Annotated in this window: 14 protein-coding genes and 4 pseudogenes; 12 read left to right on the plus strand and 6 right to left on the minus strand. The window is 68.0% G+C overall.

Translation table 11 applies throughout. From position 1 onward, the window contains the following. The first annotated feature begins 5 nt into the window (after positions 1-5). From CN538_RS20905 to CN538_RS07545, 11 genes and pseudogenes are all read left to right on the plus strand, one after another. A complete protein-coding gene (locus CN538_RS20905; protein WP_207233671.1) occupies positions 6-764 on the plus strand; it encodes a Y-family DNA polymerase in 759 nt (252 codons plus the stop codon). Positions 765-1,067: 303 nt separating this feature from the next. Continuing rightward, positions 1,068-1,640 carry a hypothetical protein gene (locus tag CN538_RS20910; RefSeq protein WP_129591322.1) on the plus strand — a complete coding sequence of 191 codons (573 nt, stop codon included), beginning with the start codon at positions 1,068-1,070 and terminating at the stop codon, positions 1,638-1,640. After that, positions 1,637-4,945 carry an error-prone DNA polymerase gene (locus CN538_RS07510; RefSeq protein ID WP_242495645.1) on the plus strand — a complete coding sequence of 1,103 codons (3,309 nt, stop codon included), beginning with the start codon at positions 1,637-1,639 and terminating at the stop codon, positions 4,943-4,945. The genes CN538_RS20910 and CN538_RS07510 overlap by 4 nt, the downstream gene beginning before the upstream one ends. Before the next feature lie 168 nt (positions 4,946-5,113). Further along, the gene (locus CN538_RS07515) at positions 5,114-5,677 is read left to right on the plus strand and encodes a ZapG family protein (RefSeq protein WP_106419033.1); all 564 of its coding nucleotides are present in this window, start codon (positions 5,114-5,116) and stop codon (positions 5,675-5,677) included. 233 nt (positions 5,678-5,910) lie between these two features. Next, positions 5,911-6,782 (plus strand): annotated as a pseudogene (locus CN538_RS26070) (UvrD-helicase domain-containing protein). Between the two features lie 69 nt (positions 6,783-6,851). Next, positions 6,852-8,051, plus strand: a complete 1,200-nt coding sequence (locus CN538_RS26075; RefSeq protein ID WP_422917573.1) for a 3'-5' exonuclease — start codon at positions 6,852-6,854, stop codon at positions 8,049-8,051. Between the two features lie 122 nt (positions 8,052-8,173). Continuing rightward, the gene (phoU, locus tag CN538_RS07525; RefSeq protein ID WP_106419034.1) at positions 8,174-8,941 is read left to right on the plus strand and encodes a phosphate signaling complex protein PhoU; all 768 of its coding nucleotides are present in this window, start codon (positions 8,174-8,176) and stop codon (positions 8,939-8,941) included. 103 nt (positions 8,942-9,044) lie between these two features. Next, positions 9,045-9,728 carry a sulfate transporter CysZ gene (cysZ, locus tag CN538_RS07530; RefSeq protein ID WP_340638286.1) on the plus strand — a complete coding sequence of 228 codons (684 nt, stop codon included), beginning with the start codon at positions 9,045-9,047 and terminating at the stop codon, positions 9,726-9,728. 54 nt (positions 9,729-9,782) lie between these two features. Beyond that, positions 9,783-10,673: a ZIP family metal transporter gene (locus tag CN538_RS07535; RefSeq protein ID WP_106419035.1), complete on the plus strand. Its 891-nt coding sequence runs from the start codon at positions 9,783-9,785 to the stop codon at positions 10,671-10,673. Between the two features lie 296 nt (positions 10,674-10,969). Then, the gene (locus CN538_RS07540; protein WP_035476106.1) at positions 10,970-11,581 is read left to right on the plus strand and encodes a superoxide dismutase; all 612 of its coding nucleotides are present in this window, start codon (positions 10,970-10,972) and stop codon (positions 11,579-11,581) included. 176 nt (positions 11,582-11,757) lie between these two features. Next, complete coding sequence (locus tag CN538_RS07545) at positions 11,758-12,807, plus strand: siderophore-interacting protein (protein WP_106419036.1); 1,050 nt, start codon at positions 11,758-11,760, stop codon at positions 12,805-12,807. A 52-nt stretch (positions 12,808-12,859) separates the two neighbouring features. Here the strand turns inward: CN538_RS07545 and CN538_RS07550 are convergent, their stop codons facing one another. From CN538_RS07550 to CN538_RS07570, 6 genes and pseudogenes are all read right to left on the minus strand, one after another. Next, a complete protein-coding gene (locus tag CN538_RS07550; RefSeq protein ID WP_106419037.1) occupies positions 12,860-13,726 on the minus strand; it encodes a M23 family metallopeptidase in 867 nt (288 codons plus the stop codon). A gap of 141 nt (positions 13,727-13,867) precedes the next feature. Then, positions 13,868-14,465, minus strand: a pseudogene (locus tag CN538_RS25050) (methyl-accepting chemotaxis protein). After that, on the minus strand, positions 14,462-15,529 hold the full coding sequence (locus tag CN538_RS25060) for a cache domain-containing protein (RefSeq protein WP_164999529.1): 1,068 nt from the start codon (positions 15,527-15,529) through the stop codon (positions 14,462-14,464). Before CN538_RS25060 ends, CN538_RS25050 begins: the two are co-directional and overlap by 4 nt. Before the next feature lie 343 nt (positions 15,530-15,872). Next, positions 15,873-17,221: pseudogene (gene phoR / locus CN538_RS07560) on the minus strand (phosphate regulon sensor histidine kinase PhoR). Between the two features lie 8 nt (positions 17,222-17,229). Next, the gene (phoB, locus tag CN538_RS07565; RefSeq protein WP_106419038.1) at positions 17,230-17,919 is read right to left on the minus strand and encodes a phosphate regulon transcriptional regulator PhoB; all 690 of its coding nucleotides are present in this window, start codon (positions 17,917-17,919) and stop codon (positions 17,230-17,232) included. A 231-nt stretch (positions 17,920-18,150) separates the two neighbouring features. Then, positions 18,151-19,060: pseudogene (locus tag CN538_RS07570) on the minus strand (UbiA family prenyltransferase). A 335-nt stretch (positions 19,061-19,395) separates the two neighbouring features. Between CN538_RS07570 and CN538_RS07580 the strand changes: the two are divergent. Then, positions 19,396-20,907: an amino acid permease gene (locus tag CN538_RS07580; RefSeq protein ID WP_106419039.1), complete on the plus strand. Its 1,512-nt coding sequence runs from the start codon at positions 19,396-19,398 to the stop codon at positions 20,905-20,907. Positions 20,908-20,916: the final 9 nt, after the last annotated feature.

Raw genomic sequence — 20,916 nt, forward strand, 5'->3', positions numbered from 1 at the left:
CTGGCGTGGCTGCCGCAGGCCGATGCGCGCGCCTGCGTCGGCTGCAGGTGGCCGCGGCGAGTGGCGATACCCTGGGCTTCGTGCATCGGCCGCTGGCGCGCGCCAGCGAGGCCTCGCCAGCGGCGCTACGGTTGCGCCTCCACCCGCCGGCACCGGGCGCACGCCGGCGCTGGAAGTGCTCAAGTGTCGCGGCGGGTGGCCGCGCGCTACGCACATCGCCCTCGAAGCGGGGGCGTGACGCCGTGCACTGGGCCTGTCTGCTGTTCCCGCGGCTGGCGCTGGAGGGGGCGCTGCGCCGGCGCGACGACCCCGCGGCGCCCTTCGCCCTGCTCGAGGGTGCGCCGCCGCGCCAGCGGATTCGTGCCGCGAATCAGGCCGCGCGTGACCAGGGGGTCAAACCTGGCCAGCCGCGCGGGCTGGCCGAGGCGTTCTGCCCGGCGCTTGACTGCGCCCCGCTGGAGGCCGCGACGGTGGAGCGCTGGCGCCAGCGTCTGGCCGCCTGGGCCTACGCCTACAGTGGTCAGGTGAGTCTCGACTATCCGCATGCGCTGGTATTCGAGGTCGCCAGCAGTCTGGCCCTGTTCGGCCCCTGGCCGGCATTCGAAGCGCGGCTACGTGGCGAACTCGCCGCCCTGGGGTTTACCCACCGCCTGGTGGTGGCGCCCAACCCCGCGGCGCGGATACTGGTCAATGCCCACGACGGCCTGGCAGTGGACGACGCCGGGCTGGAAGCGGCGCTGGCGAGACTTGCCGCTGGCGCGTAGTGGGCTGGCGGCGGAGAGGGCAGACCCTGAACCGCAGCGGCTTTCGGCGGCTCGGCGAGCTGTTTCACGCTGCCGCCGCCCCACTAGCGCGCGCTTCGGCGGGGGTGATGCGCCATCTCGGCGAGCTGCGCGCGAGTGGCCGCTGGCGCTGGCGGTCTATCGCCCGGCGACGCACTTCTCGCGCAGCTTCGAGTTCAACGCCCGGTGCACGCCATCGCCGGCTGGCCTTTCCGCTCAAGCGCCTGCTGCAGGAGCTGAGCGCTTTCCTGCGCGCCAGGATGCCGGGTCGAGCGTTTCAGCCTGGTGCTGGGGCTGGAGGGCGGCCCGGCGCAGCGCTTCGAGGTCGGCCTGCTGGCCCCCCAGCGTGACGCTGAGACGCTGCTCGAACTGACCCGCGCGCAGCTCGAGCGGGTGCGTCTCGAAGGGCCTGTGCTGAGCGTGACCCTGGCGGCCTCGCGGTTCACACCTTATGCCCCGGTGCGCCGCGAACTGCTGGCCGGCCCCGCGCGCCAGGCCCAGGTCTGGGCGGCGCTGCATCAGCGGCTGGTGGCGCGGCTGGGCGAGGCGGCGCTGAAGCCACTGGTCGAGCATCGCGAGCACCGACCCGAGGCCGCAGTGTTTGCCGCCGCCGGGCCGCGCGCCACCGACACCCCCGAGTCGCGGTTACGGCCCGGCTGGCTGCTCGCCGAGATGATGCCAGCGGAGGCCGGTATCGCCCGGCTGCTGGCCGGGCCCGAGCGGATCGAGAGCGGCTGGTGGGATGGTGACGACGTGCGTCGCGATTACTATCTGGCCGAGTGGCACGACGGCCGCCACGCCTGGGTCTGGCGCGAGCCCGGCGGTGAGAGCTTTCATCTGCACGGGTGGTTCGGATGAGCCGGCCGCCTGCCTGGCCGCCCGGCGATGCCGCCAACGATGCCGGCGTGACCGTCAATGGCGACGAGACAACGGCCCCCGGCGCGGCTGCTGGCGCCCATGACGGGGCAATGCCCCCTGGCGCGGCTTCGGGCGCCCATGACGGGGCAACGTCCCCAGGCGCGGCTTCGGGCGCCCATAAAGAGCGAGTCCACGAGGCCAATGCCTACGCCGAGCTGCACTGTCTCTCTGCCTTCAGCTTCCAGCGCGGCGCCTCCACCGCGGACGAACTGTTCGCCCGTGCCGCGCGGCTCGGCTATCACGCCCTGGCGATCACCGACGAGGCGACCCTGGCCGGCATCGTGCGCGCCTGGCAGGCTGCCAGGGCCCACGGGGTGCGCCTGATCGTGGGTGCCGAACTGCGCAGCGAGAGCGGCCTCAAGCTGGTGCTGCTGGTGGAGAACCGCCACGGCTATGCCCAGCTGTGCGGGCTGCTGACGCGGATTCGCGGCCGCGCGCCCAAGGGCGAGTATCGGCTCTACGACAGCGACCTGGCCGCGCTCGACGGCGGCGCTGGCCTGTTCGCGCTGTGGCTGCCGGATGACAGCGCCACGCTCGCGGCAGGTGCGCGTCTGGCCGGTTACTTTCCCGGCCGGCTGTGGCTGGCAGCGGAGCTGCACTACGGTTTCGCCCAGGGGCTCGACGATGCTGCCCGGCTGGCCCGCTGGCAGGCCCTGGCGGCGACGCTGAAGATTCCGCTGGTGGCCGCGGGCGATGTGCACATGCACGCCCGCGGGCGGCGCGCGCTGCAGGACTGCCTGACCGCGATCCGCCAGCACCAGAGCGTGTTCGAGGCCGGCGATACGCTGTTCCCCAACGGCGAGCGTCATCTGCGCACCCGCGCCGCGCTGGCGGCGATCTACCCCGCCGAGCTGCTGGCGGAGAGCGTGGCACTGGCGGCACGCTGCCACTTCGATCTCGGTGAACTCGAGTACACCTATCCCCACGAAGTGGTGCCGGCGGGGCAGACCCCGGCGGCGTGGCTCGCCGAGCTGACCCGCCGGGGGGCGCAGTGGCGCTGGCCCGATGGCGTACCGGAGAACGTGCAGCGCCAGCTCGATCACGAGCTCGCGCTGATCACCTCGCTGGGTTACGAGCACTACTTCCTGACCGTGCACGATATCGTCGCCTTTGCCCGCGGCGAGGGCATCCTGTGCCAGGGGCGCGGCTCGGCGGCCAACTCGGCGGTCTGCTTCGCCCTCGGCATCACCTCGATCGACCCGGCCCATAGCGCGCTGCTGTTCGAGCGCTTCATCTCGCCGGAGCGCAACGAGCCGCCGGACATCGACGTCGATTTCGAGCACGCCCGCCGCGAGGAGGTGATCCAGTACGTCTTCCGCCGCTATGGCCGCCAGCGTGCGGCGCTGACCGCGGTGGTCAGCCACTATCATGCCGCCGGGGCGATCCGCGATATCGGCCGCGCACTGGGCTTCGCCCCCGAGCGCATCGACCAGCTGGCCCGCTGTGCCGGGCGCTGGAGCGACGAGATTCCCGACGCGGCGCGCCTGCGCGAGTACGGCTTCGTCCCCGAAGAGCCGCCGCTGCAGCGGCTGCTGGTGCTGGCCGCGAGCCTGATCGGCTTTCCGCGTCATCTGTCCCAGCACCCCGGCGGCTTCGTCATCTCGGACGCCCCGCTCGATACCCTGGTGCCGGTGGAGAACGCCGCCATGGCCGAGCGCACCGTGATCCAGTGGGACAAGGACGATCTCGATCTGGTCGGGCTGATGAAGGTCGACGTGCTCGCCCTGGGCATGCTCACGGTGCTGCGGCGCAGCTTCGACCTGCTGCGTCGTCACCGCGGCCTCGACTACGGCCTGGCGGACCTGCCCGCGGAGGACCCCGAGACCTACGCCCTGATCCAGCGCGCCGATACCCTGGGCGTGTTCCAGATCGAGTCCCGCGCGCAGATGGCGATGCTGCCGCGGCTGAAGCCGGCCACTTTCTACGATCTGGTGATCGAGGTGGCGATCGTGCGCCCGGGGCCGATCCAGGGCGACATGGTGCACCCCTATCTCAAGCGGCGCAGTGGCGAGGAGCCGGTCACCTTCCCCTCGGCGGAGGTCGAGGCGGTATTCGCGCGCACCCTCGGTGTGCCGCTGTTCCAGGAGCAGGTGATGGCGCTGGCGGTGGCGGCGGCCGGCTACACCCCGGGCGAGGCGGACCAGCTGCGCCGCTCGATGGCGGCGTGGAAGCGCCACGGCGGGCTCGAACACCACCGCCAGCGGATCGTCGAGGGCATGCTGGCGCGGGGCTATACGCAGACGTTCGCCGAGCGTCTGTTCGAGCAGATCAAAGGCTTCGGCAGCTACGGCTTCCCCGAATCCCACGCCGCCAGCTTCGCCCTGCTCACCTACGCCAGCTGCTGGCTCAAGTGCCACGAACAGGCGATCTTCGCCTGTGCGCTGATCAACAGCTGGCCGATGGGCTTCTACTCGCCCGATCAGGTGCTGCAGGACGCCCGCCGCCATGGGGTCGAGGTGCGCCCGGTCGATATTCGCCAGAGCCAGTGGGAGAGCACCCTGGAGCCGGTGGACGAGCGCACCGGCGCGGGCCCTGGCGAGCTGGCGATCCGCCTCGGCCTGCACATGATCCAGGGCCTAGCCGAGGCCGATGCCGAGCGCCTGCTGGCGGCGCGTGACACGCCCGGCTGCGATAGCGTGGCGCGGCTGGCCGCCCGCGCCGGGGTCAAGCCGGCGGTGATGTCGCGGCTGGCCGATGCCGGGGCCCTGGCGGCGCTCGTCGGTGACCGCCACCAGGCACGCTGGGCGGTGGCCGGTATCGAGACCACGCTGCCGCTGTTCGGCGAGCTGGAGAGTGAGGAGGCGGCGCTCGCGCTGCCGCCCATGGCGGTGGCCGAGGCGGTGCGCGCCGACTACGCCAGCGTCGGCACCACCCTGGGGCCACACCCGTTGGCGCTGCTGCGCCAGGCCCGCGGCCTCGGCGGGGTGGTGGACTCGCGCCGTCTGGCCACGCTGCCCGGCGATATCGGGGTCAACGTGGCCGGGTTGGTGGTCGGGCGCCAGCGCCCGGGCTCGGCCAAGGGTGTGACTTTTCTCACCCTCGAGGACGAGTTCGGGCTGGTCAACGTGGTGGTGTGGAAGCGGCTCGCCGAGCGCTACCGCCGCGTGCTGCTGGAGGCGCGCCTGCTACGGGTGGTGGGTCGCCACGAGTGTCATCAGGGCGTGCGCCATGTCATCGCCCGGCGCCTGATCGACCTCAGTGCGCTGCTCGACGGCCTCTCCCCGCGCAGCCGCGACTTTCATTGAATCGATTTCACTGGGCCGATGCCCCTGAGCCGAAGCCCACGGCGAGGCCTCTCGAGCTGGCCGAAGGCGGCTGAATTATGCTTAGGTAAGGAACTGTACGCGCTCGCCTCCGGTCTCTTACCGGGGCACTAGCGCCCGATTTCATCGATAACCGAGAGGCAGCGGAGTATGGAGAGCATTGGCGTAGGGCCCTGGATCGCGATCGTCGTGGCAGTGGGGGCCGTGGGGGTGCTGGTGGGTTACTGGCTGGGTGCCAAGCTCGGGGGGCACAACACCGAGCCGATGCGCGAACTGCATCGCGAGCAGAAGGCTTACAAGGACGAGGTGCGTGAGCACTTCGAGCAGGTCTCGGCGACCATGACGCGCATGGTCGACGACTACCGCGACCTGTACCACCACGTGGCCAAGGGGGCCGAGAAACTCGCCGATATGCACCATGAAACCGTGATCGAGCCGCCGCCCAAGCCCGAGGCCATCACTCGCCAGCGCGCGGCCTCCGACAGTAACAGCGAGAGAGAGAGCGACGCCGGTGCGGCCCGCCGCGCCTCGGCCACGCCGACCACCCAGGCCGCCGCCGAGGCCAGCGCCGGGCCTGCCGGTACCACCCACGACCACGGCAAGCCGCTGGACGCCAAGCAGCAGGCCCCCGGCTCGTCGACGCCCTCGGCCACCGAGCGCCCGCAGGACGCTGCCATCCGCGCTGCCGCCGAAGACGCCGCGAGCAAGCGCTGAGCGTGCCCCGGCGCCCGCCGGGGCAAGCGGCGGCTGTGGTAGACTGGTAGTTCGTTGCGCGGCCGTCATATGAGCAGGCCGGCACGTGCCTTCGGGCCGTGCCGGCCTGCGTGTGGCCGCGCCGGCCGCTTCTCCAACCGCAGGTCTTGCAGCTCTCCATGGACGACGTCTCGGCACTCATCGACTCCCTCAACGCCAACCAGCGCGACGCCGTGGCGGCAGCGCCGGGCAACATGCTGGTGCTGGCTGGCGCCGGGTCGGGCAAGACCCGGGTGCTGGTGCATCGCATCGCCTGGCTGCTGCAGGCCGAGGGTGTCTCGCCCTACGCCATCCTGGCGGTGACCTTCACCAACAAGGCGGCGCGCGAGATGCGCACCCGCCTGGAGGCGCTGCAGGGCGTCTCGCTGCGCAGCCTGTGGGTGGGCACCTTCCACTCCATCGCCCACCGTCTGCTGCGCACCCACTGGCACGATGCGCGCCTGCCGCAGCACTTCCAGATCATCGACAGCGACGACCAGCTGCGCCTGGTCAAGCGCCTGCTGCGGGATCACGGCGTCGACGACGAGCGCTTTCCGCCCAAGCAGGTGCAGTACTTCATCAGCGGCTGCAAGGAGGAGGGGCTGCGTCCGTCACAGGTCGCCACCCACGGTGACGCCTACATGGCGCAGATGGTCGATCTCTACGAGCGCTATCAGTTGACCTGCGAGCGCGGGCGGGCTGGTCGATTCGGCGAGCTGCTGCTGCGCAGCCTGGAGCTTCTGCGCGACAACGCGGCGCTGTCAAGCACTACCGCGAGCGCTTCGGACACATCCTGGTCGATGAGTTCCAGGACACCAACACCCTGCAGTACGCCTGGCTCAAGCTGCTCGCCGGGCACCGAGGGCGATGGCGAGAGCCTGCACGGTGGTCGGCGACGACGACCAGTCGATCTACGGCTGGCGCGGCGCGGGTCGAGAACATCCGCCGCTTCGAGAGCGAATTCCGCACACGCGCACGGTGCGCTGGAGCAGAACCTACCGCTCTACAGTGCCATTCTGGATGCCGCCAACGCCCTGATCAGCCACAACACCGGGCGCATGGGCAAGGAGCTGTGGACCGACGGTGATGCCGGCGACAAGATCTCGGTCTACGCCGGTTTCACGATCTCGACGAGGCGCGCTTCATCGTCGACACCATCAACGAGCAGCACCGCAACGGCCACGCCCGGCGCGAGATGGCGGTGCTCTACCGCTCCAACGCCCAGTCGTGGGTGATCGAGGAAGCACTCATCCGCAGCGGCGTGCCGTACCGCATCTACGGTGGCCAGCGTTTCTACGAACGGCTCGAGATCAAGAACGCCCTGGCCTATCTGCGCCTGCTGCTCAACCGCGAGGACGACGCCTCGCTGGAGCGGGTGATCAACGTGCCGGCGCGGGGCATCGGCACGCGCACGGTCGAGATCCTGCGCATGCGCGCCCGCGATACCGGCGTCTCGCTGTGGCAGGCGCTCCACGACAGCCTGGGCGATGCCACCCTCAAGGGGCGCGCTGGCAACGCGGTCAACGCCTTCGCCGAGCTGATCGAACGCCTCGACAACGACACCGCGGGGATGGCGCTGCACGAGATCATCGATCACGTGATCACCCTCACCGGGCTGGTCGAGCATCATCGCAACGAGAAGGGCGAGAAGGGCCAGGCGCGGGTCGAGAACCTGGAGGAGCTGGTCAACGCCGCGCGCGCCTTCCAGCAGAGCGAAGGCAACCCGATCGACCTGCAGGAGGCCGGCGAGGGCGCGGCGGCGCTGGAGCCGTTCCTGGCCGAGGCGGCGCTCAACGCCGGTGACCACGAGGCCGACGAGTTCGAGGACTGCGTGCAGATGATGACGCTACACTCGGCCAAAGGGCTGGAGTTCCCGGTGGTGTTCGTCGCCGGCATCGAGGAGGGTCTGTTCCCACACAAGATGTCGCTGGAGGAGCCGGGGCGGCTCGAAGAGGAGCGCCGGCTCTGCTATGTCGGCCTGACCCGGGCAATGCGCAAGCTCTATCTCACCTACGCCGAGATTCGCCGCCTCCACGGCCGCGAGACGATGGCGCGGCCGTCGCGCTTTCTGCGCGAGATCCCCGAGGCGCTGCTCGAGGAGGTCCGTCTGCGCGGCCAGGTGTCGCGCCCGGTGACCTCGCGGCCGAGCGTCGGCGCGGCGCGCCAGCAGCGCGTCGAGGGTGGCGACGAGCTGCCCTCGCTGGCCCTGGGTCAACGTGTCAGCCATCCGCTGTTCGGCGAAGGGGTGATTCTGGATGCCGAAGGCGAGGGTGCCCGCGCCCGGGTCCATGTCAGCTTCGAGGGCGAAGGCGACAAGTGGCTGGTGCTAGGCTTTGCCAAGCTGACGCCGCTGTGATCGCCAGTCCGGTGTCATATGCTTGCAATAAAATCGCGGCACCATGCTGCGATAGGTGGTAATACGCCCACGCCGTCCGCGTACGGCCATCGCCCTGACGTCTCGTCCTTTCGGAGCCCTCGATGGATATCACCAGCGATACCCACAGCCAGCACATCTCGCAGCAGTTCAACCAGGATCTCGAAGCGCTCAAGAGCCAACTGATGGCCATGGGTGGCCTGGTCGAAAAGCAGCTGCAGGAATCCATCTCGGCGCTGCTCGAAGGGGACAGCACGCTGGCCACCCGCGTGCGCGACAACGACACCAGCGTCAACGACCTGCAGCTCAAGATCGACGAGGAGTGCGTGCGCATTCTGGCCCGGCGCCAGCCGGCGGCCTCCGACCTGCGCCTGGTGATCGCGGTGATCCGCGCCACCAACGACCTCGAGCGCATGGGCGACGAGGCCAACAAGATCGCCCGCAACGCCATCGACCTGATCGACGCCGGGCGCATCCCCCAGGGTAGCGTCGAGATTCGTCACATCAGCGAGCACGTGCGCCGCATGCTGCGCGATGCCTTGACCTCCTTCGCCCGCTTCGATACCGAACTGGCGCTGAGCGTGCTGCAGGAAGACGACTCGGTGGATACCGAGTACACCTCCGCCATGCGCTCGCTCTCCACCTTCATGATGGAAGATCCGCGTTCGATCAGCGGTATTCTCAACGTGATGACGGTGCTGCGCGCGCTCGAGCGGATCGGCGACCATGCCGACAACCTGGCCGAGCACGTGGTCTATCTGGTCAAGGGGCGCGATATCCGCCACACCTCGATCGACAAGCTCGATGCGGCCTCGCTGGGTCATAGCGGCTCGTCGGAAAAAAACAGCGGCAACAAGCCCGACCAGGGCTGAGCCGAGTGATCGTCTCCGCCGTGACGCCAGGCTAGCTTGCCGGGGGCGCGGACTGTGTTAGCTTGTCGATCTTGCAACGCACTGTCCGGATGGCGGAATTCGAATGATCTACTCCCTGCAAGCGATCGTCCGTGGGACCCGGCTGGTACTCGAACCGGGCCTGCGGCGCTTCGTCATCGGCCCTATCGTGGTCAATCTGCTGCTCTACGGCGGCACCATCTACTATCTGATCGGCAACTTCGGCGGCTGGCTCGACTACGGCATGCGCCAGGTCCCCAGTTGGCTCGACTGGCTGGAGTGGCTGATCTGGCCGCTGCTGGTGGTCGCGCTGGTGCTGATGGTGTTCTTCACCTTCACCTTGGTTTCCAACCTCATTGCGGCACCGTTCTACGGCTTTCTCGCCGAAAAGGTGGAGACCCGTCTGACCGGGCGCCCGCCCAGCGACGAGCGCGGCTGGATCAAGACCGGTGTCGACGCGGTAGGGCGCGAGCTGGTCAAGCTGGGCTACCTGTTGCCGCGCATGGCACTGCTGTTCCTGCTCGGTTTCGTGCCCGGACTCAACCTGATCACGCCCTTCCTGTGGGCGGCGTTCTCCGCCTGGATGATGGCGATCCAGTATCTCGACTACCCCATGGATAACAACCAGGTGGCCTTCACCGATATGCGCCGGCGGCTGCGCGCGCGCTGGTGGCCGACCCTCACCTATGGCGGCTGCATGTCGCTGGCGACCTGGGTGCCGCTGCTCAATCTGGTGCTGCTGCCGGGCGGCGTCGCTGTGGCGGGGTGATGCTGTGGGACCGCTACTATCGCTCCCCGCCCGTGCCGGCGCGCTGAGGTCGATATGTCAGATCTGCGTGATGTTGTGAGCTGGCAGCGCGGCCTCGGGGCGCTGCTGCTGGTGGCCGCCATTCTGCTGGCGGCGGTCTCTCTCACCGGCCTGCACGAGAGCTTCGCCGCGCTGGGCAATGTCCAGGCGGGGATTCTGGCGAGCCTGATCGCGGGGCTGTTCACCCCGGTGGGGGCGCTGCCGATTCTGCTGCTGCGGCGTATCAGCCAGCGGCTGGAGGATTCGCTGATGGGCTTCGGCGCCGGCGTGATGCTGGCGGCCACCGCCTACTCGCTGATGCTGCCGGGGTTCGAGGAGGCGCTGACGCTGAGCCGCAGCCAGTGGCCGGCGCTGGCCATCGTCTGCGCCGGGATGACCCTGGGCGGGGTCACCATCCTGGCGATCGAGCGCCTGCTGCCCCACGAGCACTTCGCCCTGGGCAAGCAGAGCGGTGCCGATGCGCTGCAGATTCGGCGTATCTGGCTGTTCGTGCTCGCCATCACCATCCACAACTTCCCCGAGGGGGTGGCGGTGGGTGTGGGTTACGGCACCGGCGACGTTTCTGCCGGGCTGGCGCTGACGCTGGGGATCGGCATCCAGAATCTGCCCGAGGGGCTGATCGTGGCGCTGGGCCTGATCGCCATCGGCTATTCGCGCGGCATGGCGCTGCTGGCGGCGCTGATCAGCGGCCTGGTGGAGCCGGTCGGCGGCATCGTCGGCGCGCTGGCGGTCAATCTGGCCTCGGCGCTGCTGCCGGTGGGGCTGGCCTTTGCTGCGGGTGCGATGCTGTTTGTGATCAGCCACGAGGTGATTCCCGAGTCGCACCGCAAGGGCCACGAGAGCTTCGCCACCGCCGGCGTGCTGCTGGGGTTCATGCTGATGTTCGTGTTCACCCAGGTGCTGTGAGACGTATATCGGTGGTGGGGCACGGCCGCCCGACGCGCTCACGGAAAAAAAACCCCGGGGGCAGGGGTTGAAAGCACCCCTGAGGCACGCCATGTAGGTGATGTAAGACGAGATTTTGCCAAGTCGCTCCGCGTCGGGCGGCTTGTAAAGGCACTGAAGATCAGCAGGTTAGCGTCAAAAGGCAGGGCGCCAGACGGTGCCTATCGGTTTGACACCGCCGCGCGCTGCTCACTATTGTTATTCACCCGCGAGGCGCCCACGTCGGGCACAGGCCTCTTGAGAAAGGGAGTTTGATCATGGCTCATAGCTTACCGTCACTGCCGTACGCCTACGACGCGCTGGAACCCAAGATCGATGCGATGACGATGGAGATCCACCACTCCCGTCACCATCAGACTTACGTCAACAACCTGAATGCCGCGCTGGAAGGCACCGGGCTCGAAGACGTGCCGGTCGACAAGCTGATGGCCGACATCGACAAGGTGCCGCAGGACAAGCGCCAGGCGGTCATCAACAATGGTGGCGGCCACGCCAACCACTCGCTGTTCTGGACCGTGATGTCCAAGGATGGCGGCGGTGCCCCGACCGGCAAGGTTGCCGAGGCGATCGACAGCGAACTTGGCGGCTACGCGAACTTCCAAGAGGAGTTCAAGAAAGCGGCCACCGGTCGTTTCGGTAGCGGCTGGGCATGGCTGGTGGTGACCCCGGAGAAGAAGCTCAAGGTCATCAACACCCTCAACCAGGACAGCCCGCTGATGGACGGCCTGACGCCGATCCTGGGTCTGGACGTGTGGGAGCATGCCTACTACCTGAAGTATCAGAACAAGCGCCCGGACTACATCGCGGCCTTCTTCGACGTCATCAACTGGGATGAAGTCAACCGCCGCTACGCCGAAGCGACTGCCTGATCGGCTCACCGCGCCCGGCACTCAGCCGGGCTGCGTGACCCTGCCATGCCCCCGTCTCGACGGGGGCATGCTGCGTTTGGGGTTCTCTATCTGCTAGTCTGTCACTTCCGGCGTCTGCCGGCCTGCGTCTTTTTCTCCTCGCGTTTTCCGCGCCACCCCCGCTGACGTTAGACACCATGACTGCACTTCGCTGCGACGCCACACTGACGCTCACCGATGTAAATAATTTTCAATCGCGCCTGAGAGCCTTTCTGGATGAGTACGATGTCGGCTATCGCAGCGAAGGTGCCAGCATCGTGGTCGAGTTGCCCGGCGGTGAGGCGAGCTTCACCGCTATTCGAGTCGGCCTGCGCCTGGAGGCGTGTGCCGCCACCCGTGACGGCCTGGAGACGCTGCGCAGCGTGATCGAGCACTATGCGGCGCTATTCGCCGGCGACAACGCAGTGCCGCTGCACTGGCATGGTGATGTCGTCGCCGCGCCGACCTTCGCCAACTTCCGCGAGATGCGTGTGGTCAAGAGCGAGGCGCTGTCGCCGAGCATGCGCCGGCTGACCCTGGCCGGTGAGGATCTGGCGCGCTTCGACCATGACGAGGAGTGGCACGTGCGGCTGCACTTTCCGCCTCCGGGGCTCGCGCGGCCGCAGTGGCCGCGCCCGACGGCGGAGGGCGCTACCCTGTGGCCGCCGGAAGACGCGCGCGCGGCGATCCGTTACTACACCATCCGGCGCCTGGATCGCGAGCGCGGCGAGGTCGAGATCGACTTTCTGCTGCATGCGGCACCAGGGCCGGGCGGCGACTTCGCGCGTCGCGCCCGGCCCGGCGATCTCTGCGGCATGGCTGGGCCCTACGGGCGCGGTGTGGCCAGCGCCGCGCACTATCTGCTGGCGGGGGACGAGACCGCGCTGCCGGCGATCTCGCGCCTGCTCGAGACGCTGCCGGCCGCGGCGCGCATCGAGGCGTGGCTGGAGGTCGAGTCGCCGGCGGATCGGCTCACGCTGCCGGCCCATCCTGGTGCGCACTTGCACTGGTGTTACCGCTGCCAGGGCCATGCCCCCAGCGAACAGCTCGCCAGTGCAGTGATCGCGGCGCTGCCGGCGGCGGATAGTGACCGCTTCGTGTGGTTTGCCGGCGAGGCCGAGGTCAGCCAGCGCCTGCGCAAACGCTTGAAGAGCGAGTTCGCCCTGGCCAAGGGGCAGCATCTGGTCACGGGCTACTGGAAGCGCTGAGCGTCATCTGAACAATGTCTGCGCTCACCGATGGTTCAGACGACGCCCGGACTCATTGAGCCCTATCGAGCACCAGCAGCGGATCGATACGCGTATCGAACCAGTTCATGCCCCAGTGCAGGTGCGGCCCGGTGGCGCGGCCGGTGGCGCCCACGGCGCCGATCACCTCGCCCTGGGTGACGTGCTGGCCCACGGCGACGTCGATCCGCGACAGGTGCAGAAAGTTGGAGCTGATGCCGTAGCCATGGTCGAGCAGCACGGTGCCGCCGGTGAGATAGAGGTCGTCGGCGAAAGTGATCACGCCGCTGGCCGGCGCCTTTACCGGGGTGCCGGTGGCGGCGGCGATATCCATGCCCGAGTGGGCCGAGCCGGGGGTACCGTTGTAGACCCGCTGGTTACCGAAGCGCCCGCTGATGCGCCCCTTCACCGGCCAGATGAAGTGCTCGGCGAAGCCGACCCGGTCGTCGTCACGCTGGCGTTGGGCGCTTACCGCGGCCTGCTCGCGGGCGATGCGGGCGGCGATCTTCGGCGGCGGCGAGACCGTCTTCGGCGGCACGCCATCGATGCGTTCGATCGGCCAGTCGCGTGGGGTGATCGCCACTGACGCCTGCTGCTGCCGGCCATCCGGGGTGACGATCTCGATCGACTGTGCGCCCTGGGCATCGCGGCCGACGCCGAACACCACGGTGCCGTAACCGGTGACCCGCAGCGTATGACCCGCCACTCGTACCTGGCTGCCCGGTGGCACCCGCCCGATCACCATCGAGCCCTGCTCGACACTGGCAGGAAAGGTGGCGACCGGCTCTGCCAAGGCAGCGGTGGCCCACAGCCAGAGCGTGGCGGCCAGCAGCAGGGTGGTCGGGCCGTGGCGCCAGCGGCGCCGAGCAGGAAGAGATCGCGGGCGGGTGATCGACGGCATGGGCACGACGCTCCAGCAGAGGTGAAAGCGCCCATCTTAACCTGTCGTTGTCCCGAGATGGCGTCGGCCGGCGTGGGTACCGGCCAGGGTTGCCGTCAAAGAAAGAGTGGGGCCGGCGTGCCGGCCCCCGCTGGGATGGAATCAGAACGACTCCCAGTCTTCTTCGGTGCTGGCCATGGCCGGCCGACGGGGCGCGCTCAGGCGGGGCGCCGGTGCCTGAACCTGAGCCTGAACTCGAGCCTGGACCACGGGCGCGGCCGTGGTGGACGGACGCGACTCGGCCCCGTCGATGCGGAAGCCGGCCAGGGCCTGTTCCAGGCGCTGCACCTGCTCGTTGAGGCTGGCCGCGGCGCTGCTCGCCTGCTGCACCAGCGAAGCGTTCTGCTGGGTGACCTGGTCCATCTGCACCACAGCTTCGTTGACCTGGTCGATACCGTTGGACTGCTCGGCGGAGGCGACCGAGATCTCCTCGATCAGGTCGGTCATGCGCGATACCGACTCGACCACCCGGCCGATGGTCTCGCCGGCCTCGGCGACGATCCCGACCCCGCCTCGATCTTGCGATTGGAGGCGTCGATCAGCTCGCGGATCTGGCGCGAGGCGTCGGCGCTGCGGCTGGCCAGGGTGCGCACCTCGTTGGCGACCACGGCGAAGCCGCGCCCTGCTCGCCGGCACGGGCCGCTTCCACCGAGGCGTTGAGGGCGAGGATATTGGTCTGGAAGGCGATCGAGTCGATCACACCGACGATATCGTCACCTGGCGTGAGCTATCGGTGATGCCCTGCATGGTGGAGACGACCTGATCCATCATCGCCCCGCCTTCGCTGGCGGTGCTGCGCGCCTGGCCGGCGAGGCCGTTGGCCTGACGTGCGTTCTCGGCGTTCTGACGCACGGTCTGGGTCAACTGTTCCATGCTCGAGGCGGTCTCGCCGATCGAGGCGGCCTGCTGGTCGGTGCGTGCCGCCAGGTCCTGGTTGCCGCTGTGAATCTGCCCCACCCCCACGGTGATCGTGGAGGCTGACGCACGCCGCCCAGGGGCCTCGGCCAGGTGCTGGCGCATGCCCTCGATGGCGTGCAGCAGGCTGTGGCGGTCATTGGACTTGAGCGTCAAGCCGCGGGTCAAGTCGCCTTCGGCGATGCCCTGCACCGCGTCGCGCGCGTGGCGCGGGTCGCCGCCCAGATCACCCAGCACGCTGCGGATGATCCATGCCATGACCAGGGTGATCACGATTCCGATCGTGCCGGCGATCAGGCTCATCTTGAGCACGCCCATCCAGAACGCGTGTTGGATGTCGCTGACATAGACATTGGCGGCGAGATACCAGTCCCAGGCGGGGACATAGCGCACGTAGTTGATGCGCGAGACGTCGTCGCCGTCGGCGTTGGTCGAGGTGTACTCCAGGGTGCCGTCGTCGGGCGAGTCGGCCAGCGCCTTCAGTTCGCGATAGAAATAGACGCCGTTGTCGTCACGGAAGTTGCTCATGTCGGTGCCGAGCGCCCGCTTGGGGTGATAGACGAGGTGAATCTTGCCGTCGAAGGCGTAGACATAGCTGCCGTCGAGATCGAGCGCCGACAGGTTGCGCCGGGCGAAATTCTGCGCCGCTTCGACGCTGAATTCACCCTGGGCGGCGCGATCGGCGTAGCGCTGGACCAGCGTCTGGGCGCTGGCGACGAAGCTCTTGAGACTCTGGACCCGCTCCGCCATCAGCGTGTCGCGCTTCTCCAGGGCCATCCAGCCCACCAGCACCAGCATGCCGAACCACATCAATCCCACTGTGATCCAGAGTTTTTGCCGCATCGTCATCGCGAAAATCGTCCTTATCCGAGGTATCTGCAAGTCATACAGAGGAATGGGACTATTAGTCCGCTCCCTTTATCGGCAGCGTCTACTTAAGATTGAGATAACGAATCGCTGCGCAGCGAGCCGCTGCCGCCGGTGCGTGCGCGACAGCCTGGTGCGAGAAAAGGGGCCGATGTGACGAGTACCTATAGATCGCGGGCCTAGTAGAGAACGGGCCGAGGAAAAGCGGGCGTAGAGACAGCGGACACAGAGAGAGGACACAGAGAGAGCGGGTCAAGCGCCTGGGGCAGCGAGAACGGGATGGCTGCGCGGGAAAGGGCGGGCGGTGAGATACCGCCCGTGGCGTTCATGCCATCGCGGAGGAGTCCGGCACGCTGCCCTCGTCGTCTGCGACCAGACGCGTGGCGGGGAAGACGCAGCGGAAGCGGGCGCCCATGCCGGGTCGGCTGACGATCTCCAATTGAGCATCGTGGCGCAGCAGTACGTGCTTGACGATGGCCAGCCCCAGGCCGGTACCGCCAGTGGCGGCGCTGCGCCCCTTGTCGACGCGGTAGAAGCGTTCGGTCAGGCGCGGAATGTGCACTGGATCGAAGCCCTCGCCGTCGTCCTCCACTTCGATCGCGGCGCCATCGTGCCATGGCTTCCAGCGCAGCGTGATATGGCTGCCTTCGGGGGTGTAGCGCACGGCGTTGAAGACCAGATTGGAGACCGCACTGCGGATCTCCTTGGTGTTGCCGAGCAGGCGGTGTGGCTCGTCGATCTGCAGCGCGATCTGCTGGTGACCCGCACTCAGCCCGCGGGCGTCGTCGACGATGCTCTCGAGCAGAGAGCGGACATCGATGGCGTCGCGGTCGTCATTGGGGCTGTCGATCTCCAGGCGTGACAGCAGCAACAGGTCCTCGACCAGGTTCTGCATCCGCGTGGTCTGCGCCTGCATCTGCGAGAAGCCACGCTGCCAGCGGGTCGGCAACTGATCGGCGTGGTCGGAGTAGGTCTCCAGATATCCCGCCAGCACGGTCAGCGGGTGCGCAGCTCGTGGGAGACATTGGCGACGAAGTCGCGACGCATCATTTCCAGCTGGTGCAGCCGAGTCACGTCGCGCACCATCAGCAGGCGCTCGTCATCGCCGAACAGGGTGATATGGAACTGCAGCGTATGCGCGGCGTCGAGCGGCGAGGGGATCATCAGCGGCTCGCGGTAGTCGCGGGCCTCGAAGTAGTCGATGAAGCGTGGGTCGCGCAGCAGGTTGGTGATCGGCTGGCCGCGGTCATGGTCGGGCTGCAGGCCGAGCATGTCGGAGGCGGCGCTGTTCCACCACTCCAGGTCGCCGTGCGGGTCGAGCATCACCACGCTGTCGCGCATCGCCTCGCAGGAGTCCTGGATGCGCCGCAGGATATCGCGCAGCCGGCGCTGCATCTGGCTCTGCGCTTTCTGATAGGTGTAGAGACGGTCGAACAGATCGCCCCACACTCCGGTACCGGGTGGCGGCGCCTCGCGCGGATGGCGCAGCAGCCATACGTAGAGCTGGCGCACGTGGCGTAGATGCAGGAAGACGTAGAGCCCGAGCCCCGCGGCCAGCCCCCAGCCGAGGCCGGCGAACAGCGCATTGAACAGTTCGCCCAGCAGCGTGCCCATTGCGCCGAGCCCGAACAGCATGTAGCCAAGGCGCCACAGTTCGTTGATCCAGTAGCGCACGCTGCGACTTACTCCCTGATCGAAAAGCGGTAACCGGTGCCGCGTACCGTCTGGATCAGATGCTGATGCGTCTCACCCAGCGACTTGCGCAGCCGGCGGATATGCACGTCGACGGTGCGCTCCTCGACGTAGACGTTGCCACCCCAGACCTGATCGAGCAACTGGCTACGCGTGTAGGCGCGCTCTTGATGGGTCATGAAGAACTGCAGCAGGCGGTACTCGGTGGGGCCGATCTCGAGCGCGCTGCCGTGGGAGGTGACGCGGTGGCTGGCGGGGTCGAGCTTGAGCCCCTCGACCTCGACCGCCTCCTCGATGCCCGGCGGCGTGGCCCGACGCAGCACCGCCTTGAGCCGGGCCACCAGCTCGCGCGGCGAGAACGGCTTGGTGATGTAGTCGTCGGCGCCCGCCTCGAGCCCCTGCACCTTGTTGTCCTCCTCGCCCTTGGCGGTGAGCAGGATGATCGGCATCTCGGCGGTGGCTTCCTCGCGCTTGAGGCGGCGCGCCAGCTCGATGCCGCTGGTGCCCGGCATCATCCAGTCGAGCAGGATCAAATCCGGTTGTGGTCCAGCGCCATGGCGTGGGGCGCTCTGGGCGTTGTCCGCCTCCAGCACGTGGTAGTCGGCCATCTCCAGTGCCACGGCGATCATTTCGCGGATGGAGGGCTCGTCGTCAACGATGAGTACGGTCTTGGAGCTCATGACAGGCCTCGAGTGAGCCGCCGAGGAGGCCGCATGCAGCGGGGAACCTCCGGCCGTGACAGAACGGTGACGATTACAGCGTGAAAATATGACAAATACATGACATCGGTGTCATCCCTCTCGTTCACCGCACGTCACAGCCACCTATCACATCTCGTATCGAGGCCGTCGGCCCTGGGCGGCGGCCGGTGGTCGATGGGGTGGAAGAGGAGCGCTCGATGACGCAGCGGCTCATATCACCGGCCACAGGCTCAGCACCACCCCGGCGAACAGTAGCAGCCCCGACCAGAAGTTGTGAGAAAGGCCTGGAAACACGGGCCGCGCTCGCGCTCACGGATCAGCCACTGCTGGTAGACGAAGGTCGCCGCCATCGCGGCCAGCCCAGCCGAAGAAGCCGACCGCGCCAGGCGTGCGCCGATCCAGGCCAGCAGTGCCAGCGTGGCTAGCTGCAGCAGACCGATGATCAGCTTGTCGGCACGGCGAACAGGCGCGCGGTGGACTTGACCCCGATCTTGATGTCGTCGTCGCGGTCGACCATGGCGTACTGGGTGTCGTAGGCCACGGTCCAGGCCAGGTTGGCCAGCAGCAGCAGCCATGCCTCCAGCGGTACGCTGCGGCTCACGCCATGAACGCCATCGGATGCTCCACGAGAAAGCCAGCCCCAGCACCACCTTGAGGCAGATGGGTGTAGCGCTTCATGAAGGGGTAGAGTGCGGCCATCGCCACGCCGACGAAGGAGAGCAGCACCGTGGGCAGATTGGTGAAGCAGACCAGCACGAAGGCCGCCGCCACCAGCACGCGAACAGGATCTTGGCCTCGCGCTCGCGGATGCGTCCGGTGGCCAGCGGGCGCTCCTTGGGCTGCGTTGACGTGGCCGTCGATCTTGCGGTCGCGTAGTCGTTGACCACGCAGCCGGCGGCGCGCATCAGATAGACGCCGAGCACGAAGATGATCAGGTTGGCGCGGTCCGGCAGGCCGTCGGCGGCGAGCCACAGCGCCCACAGCGTGGGCCACATCAGCAGCCAGGTGCCGATCGGCTGTCGAGACGAGTCAGGCGCAGAAAGTCGGGGATTCGCGCCAGGCCGCGGGGGCGTGGCGCAGGGTCGGCGGCAGTGACGGTATCGGGGCCGGCGGTGGACATCGAATTCTCCAGAACGGCGGGCGGGACGCGACTGGCTGGACCTTACACCACAACCCCGCCGGCAGCGAGGCGTGGCAATGGGCACAGCGGTGGACGCGGCGATAGGCGCGGTCGTGGGCGCAGAGATAGGCGCGGTCGTGGGCGCAGAGATAGGCGCGGTCGTGGGCGCAGCGATAGCGTACGGGACGTCGCGATAGGGATTGCTTTTGTCACGCCGACGCGCTCAGACTCGAGGTGGGCGCGGTCAGCGTAGGTCGGCGTCGCCCCGGGAGTGTCGACGACGCTGGCGGCAGTGGGATCGCGAGACTGGGTGGCTCGATCCTGGGAGTAGAACAATGACAAACCACGCTAAACCCGCCGCCGGCATCCACTACCAGCAGCAGGATGCCAGCTATTTCGACAAGCGCGGCCTGCGCCGCCACGCCGGCCCCTGGTCGCTCTGGGCCCTGGGTGTGGGCGCGGTGATCTCGGGCCACTACTCGGGCTGGAACCTGGGGCTCGCCTCGGGCGGCTGGGGCGGCATGGCGATCGCCACCGCGATCATCGCCGTGATGTATCTGGGGCTGACCTTCTGCATCGCCGAGATGTCGCCGGCCCTGCCGCACACCGGCGCCGCCTACTCCTTCGCGCGCTCTTCCATGGGGCCCTGGGGCGGTTTCGTCACCGGCCTGTGCGAGAACGTCGAGTACGTGCTCACGCCGGCGGTGATCGTGTTCTTCATCGGTTCTTATCTGGGCAGCATCTTCGAGACGCCGGCGGCGTTCCAGCCGGTGTGGTGGCTGTTGGGCTATCTGCTGTTCGTCGGCCTCAACATCGTCGGCGTCGAGCTCTCTTTCCGAGTGACGCTGGCGGTGACCCTGCTGGCGCTGGCGGTGCTGGTGGTGTTCTGGTTCAGCGCCTTCACCCATCTCGATTTCTCGACCTGGGCGCTGAACATCGCACCCGGCGGCGGTGAGCTCGCAGGCGGTCACGGACCGCTGCTGCCGATGGGCATCGGCGGGGCGCTGGCGGCAATGCCCTTTGCGGTGTGGCTGTTCCTGGCCATCGAGCAGCTGCCGCTGGCCGCCGAGGAGTCGGTCGACCCGCGGCGTGACATGCCGCGCGGCATCCTGCTCGGCATCACTACCCTGATCATCTCCGCCACGCTGATCCTGGTGCTCAACCCGTCGGTGGTGGGCGTCGGCGCCTATGCCCTGAGCCAGTCCGGCGAGCCGCTGCTGGACGGTTTCCAGGCCATTTTCGGTGCCGGCACGGCCAAGTTCCTCGCGCTGCTGGCGCTGGTCGGATTGATCGCCAGTTTCCATACCATCATCTTCGCCCAGGGCCGCCAGATCTACTCGCTCTCCCGTGCCGGCTACTTCCCCACCTTCCTCTCGGTGACCCACGGCACGCGCAAGACGCCGCACGTGGCGATGATCGGCGGCGCGCTGGTGGGCCTGACGATCATGCTGATCTGCTTCTTCGGTCTCGGCACCCAGGAGGGCTCGGCGGTGATCGGGGGAACCCTGCTCAACATGGCGGTATTCGGCGCCATGTGCTCCTACATCGCCCAGGCCCTCTCCTTCATCCTGTTGCGCCGCCATCATGCGCATATCGAGCGCCCCTACCGCAGTCCCTTCGGGATTCCCGGCGCCGTGGCGACCATCGTCATCGCGCTGATGACGATCTACTTCCAGCTCAGCGACAGCACCTACCGGGTCGGCGTGATCGGCGTCGCCCTGTGGCTGGCGGTGGGTATCGGCTACTTCGCCTTCATCGGGCGGCACCGTCTGATCCTGTCGCCGGAGGAGGAGTTCGCCATGCAGCGAGGCGAGCAGGCCGCGGACGACGACGGCCGCGCGGCGTGATCCCGATCT

It is taken from the genome of Salinicola tamaricis, assembly GCF_003006155.1.
In the GTDB taxonomy this organism is placed as follows: Bacteria; Pseudomonadota; Gammaproteobacteria; order Pseudomonadales; family Halomonadaceae; genus Salinicola; species Salinicola tamaricis.

Excerpts from the sequence above, each read along its gene's own strand:
- phoB (WP_106419038.1), bottom strand. The coding sequence starts at position 17,919 with ATGAGCTCCAAGACCGTACTCATCGTTGACGACGAGCCCTCCATCCGC.
- CN538_RS07510 (WP_242495645.1), top strand. The coding sequence starts at position 1,637 with ATGAGCCGGCCGCCTGCCTGGCCGCCCGGCGATGCCGCCAACGATGCC.
- phoU (WP_106419034.1), top strand. The coding sequence starts at position 8,174 with ATGGATATCACCAGCGATACCCACAGCCAGCACATCTCGCAGCAGTTC.
- CN538_RS07540 (WP_035476106.1), top strand. The coding sequence starts at position 10,970 with ATGGCTCATAGCTTACCGTCACTGCCGTACGCCTACGACGCGCTGGAA.
- CN538_RS07535 (WP_106419035.1), top strand. The coding sequence starts at position 9,783 with ATGTCAGATCTGCGTGATGTTGTGAGCTGGCAGCGCGGCCTCGGGGCG.
- CN538_RS07545 (WP_106419036.1), top strand. The coding sequence starts at position 11,758 with ATGACTGCACTTCGCTGCGACGCCACACTGACGCTCACCGATGTAAAT.
- CN538_RS07580 (WP_106419039.1), top strand. The coding sequence starts at position 19,396 with ATGACAAACCACGCTAAACCCGCCGCCGGCATCCACTACCAGCAGCAG.
- cysZ (WP_340638286.1), top strand. The coding sequence starts at position 9,045 with ATGATCTACTCCCTGCAAGCGATCGTCCGTGGGACCCGGCTGGTACTC.
- CN538_RS07550 (WP_106419037.1), bottom strand. The coding sequence starts at position 13,726 with ATGCCGTCGATCACCCGCCCGCGATCTCTTCCTGCTCGGCGCCGCTGG.
- CN538_RS07515 (WP_106419033.1), top strand. The coding sequence starts at position 5,114 with ATGGAGAGCATTGGCGTAGGGCCCTGGATCGCGATCGTCGTGGCAGTG.
- CN538_RS25060 (WP_164999529.1), bottom strand. The coding sequence starts at position 15,529 with ATGACGATGCGGCAAAAACTCTGGATCACAGTGGGATTGATGTGGTTC.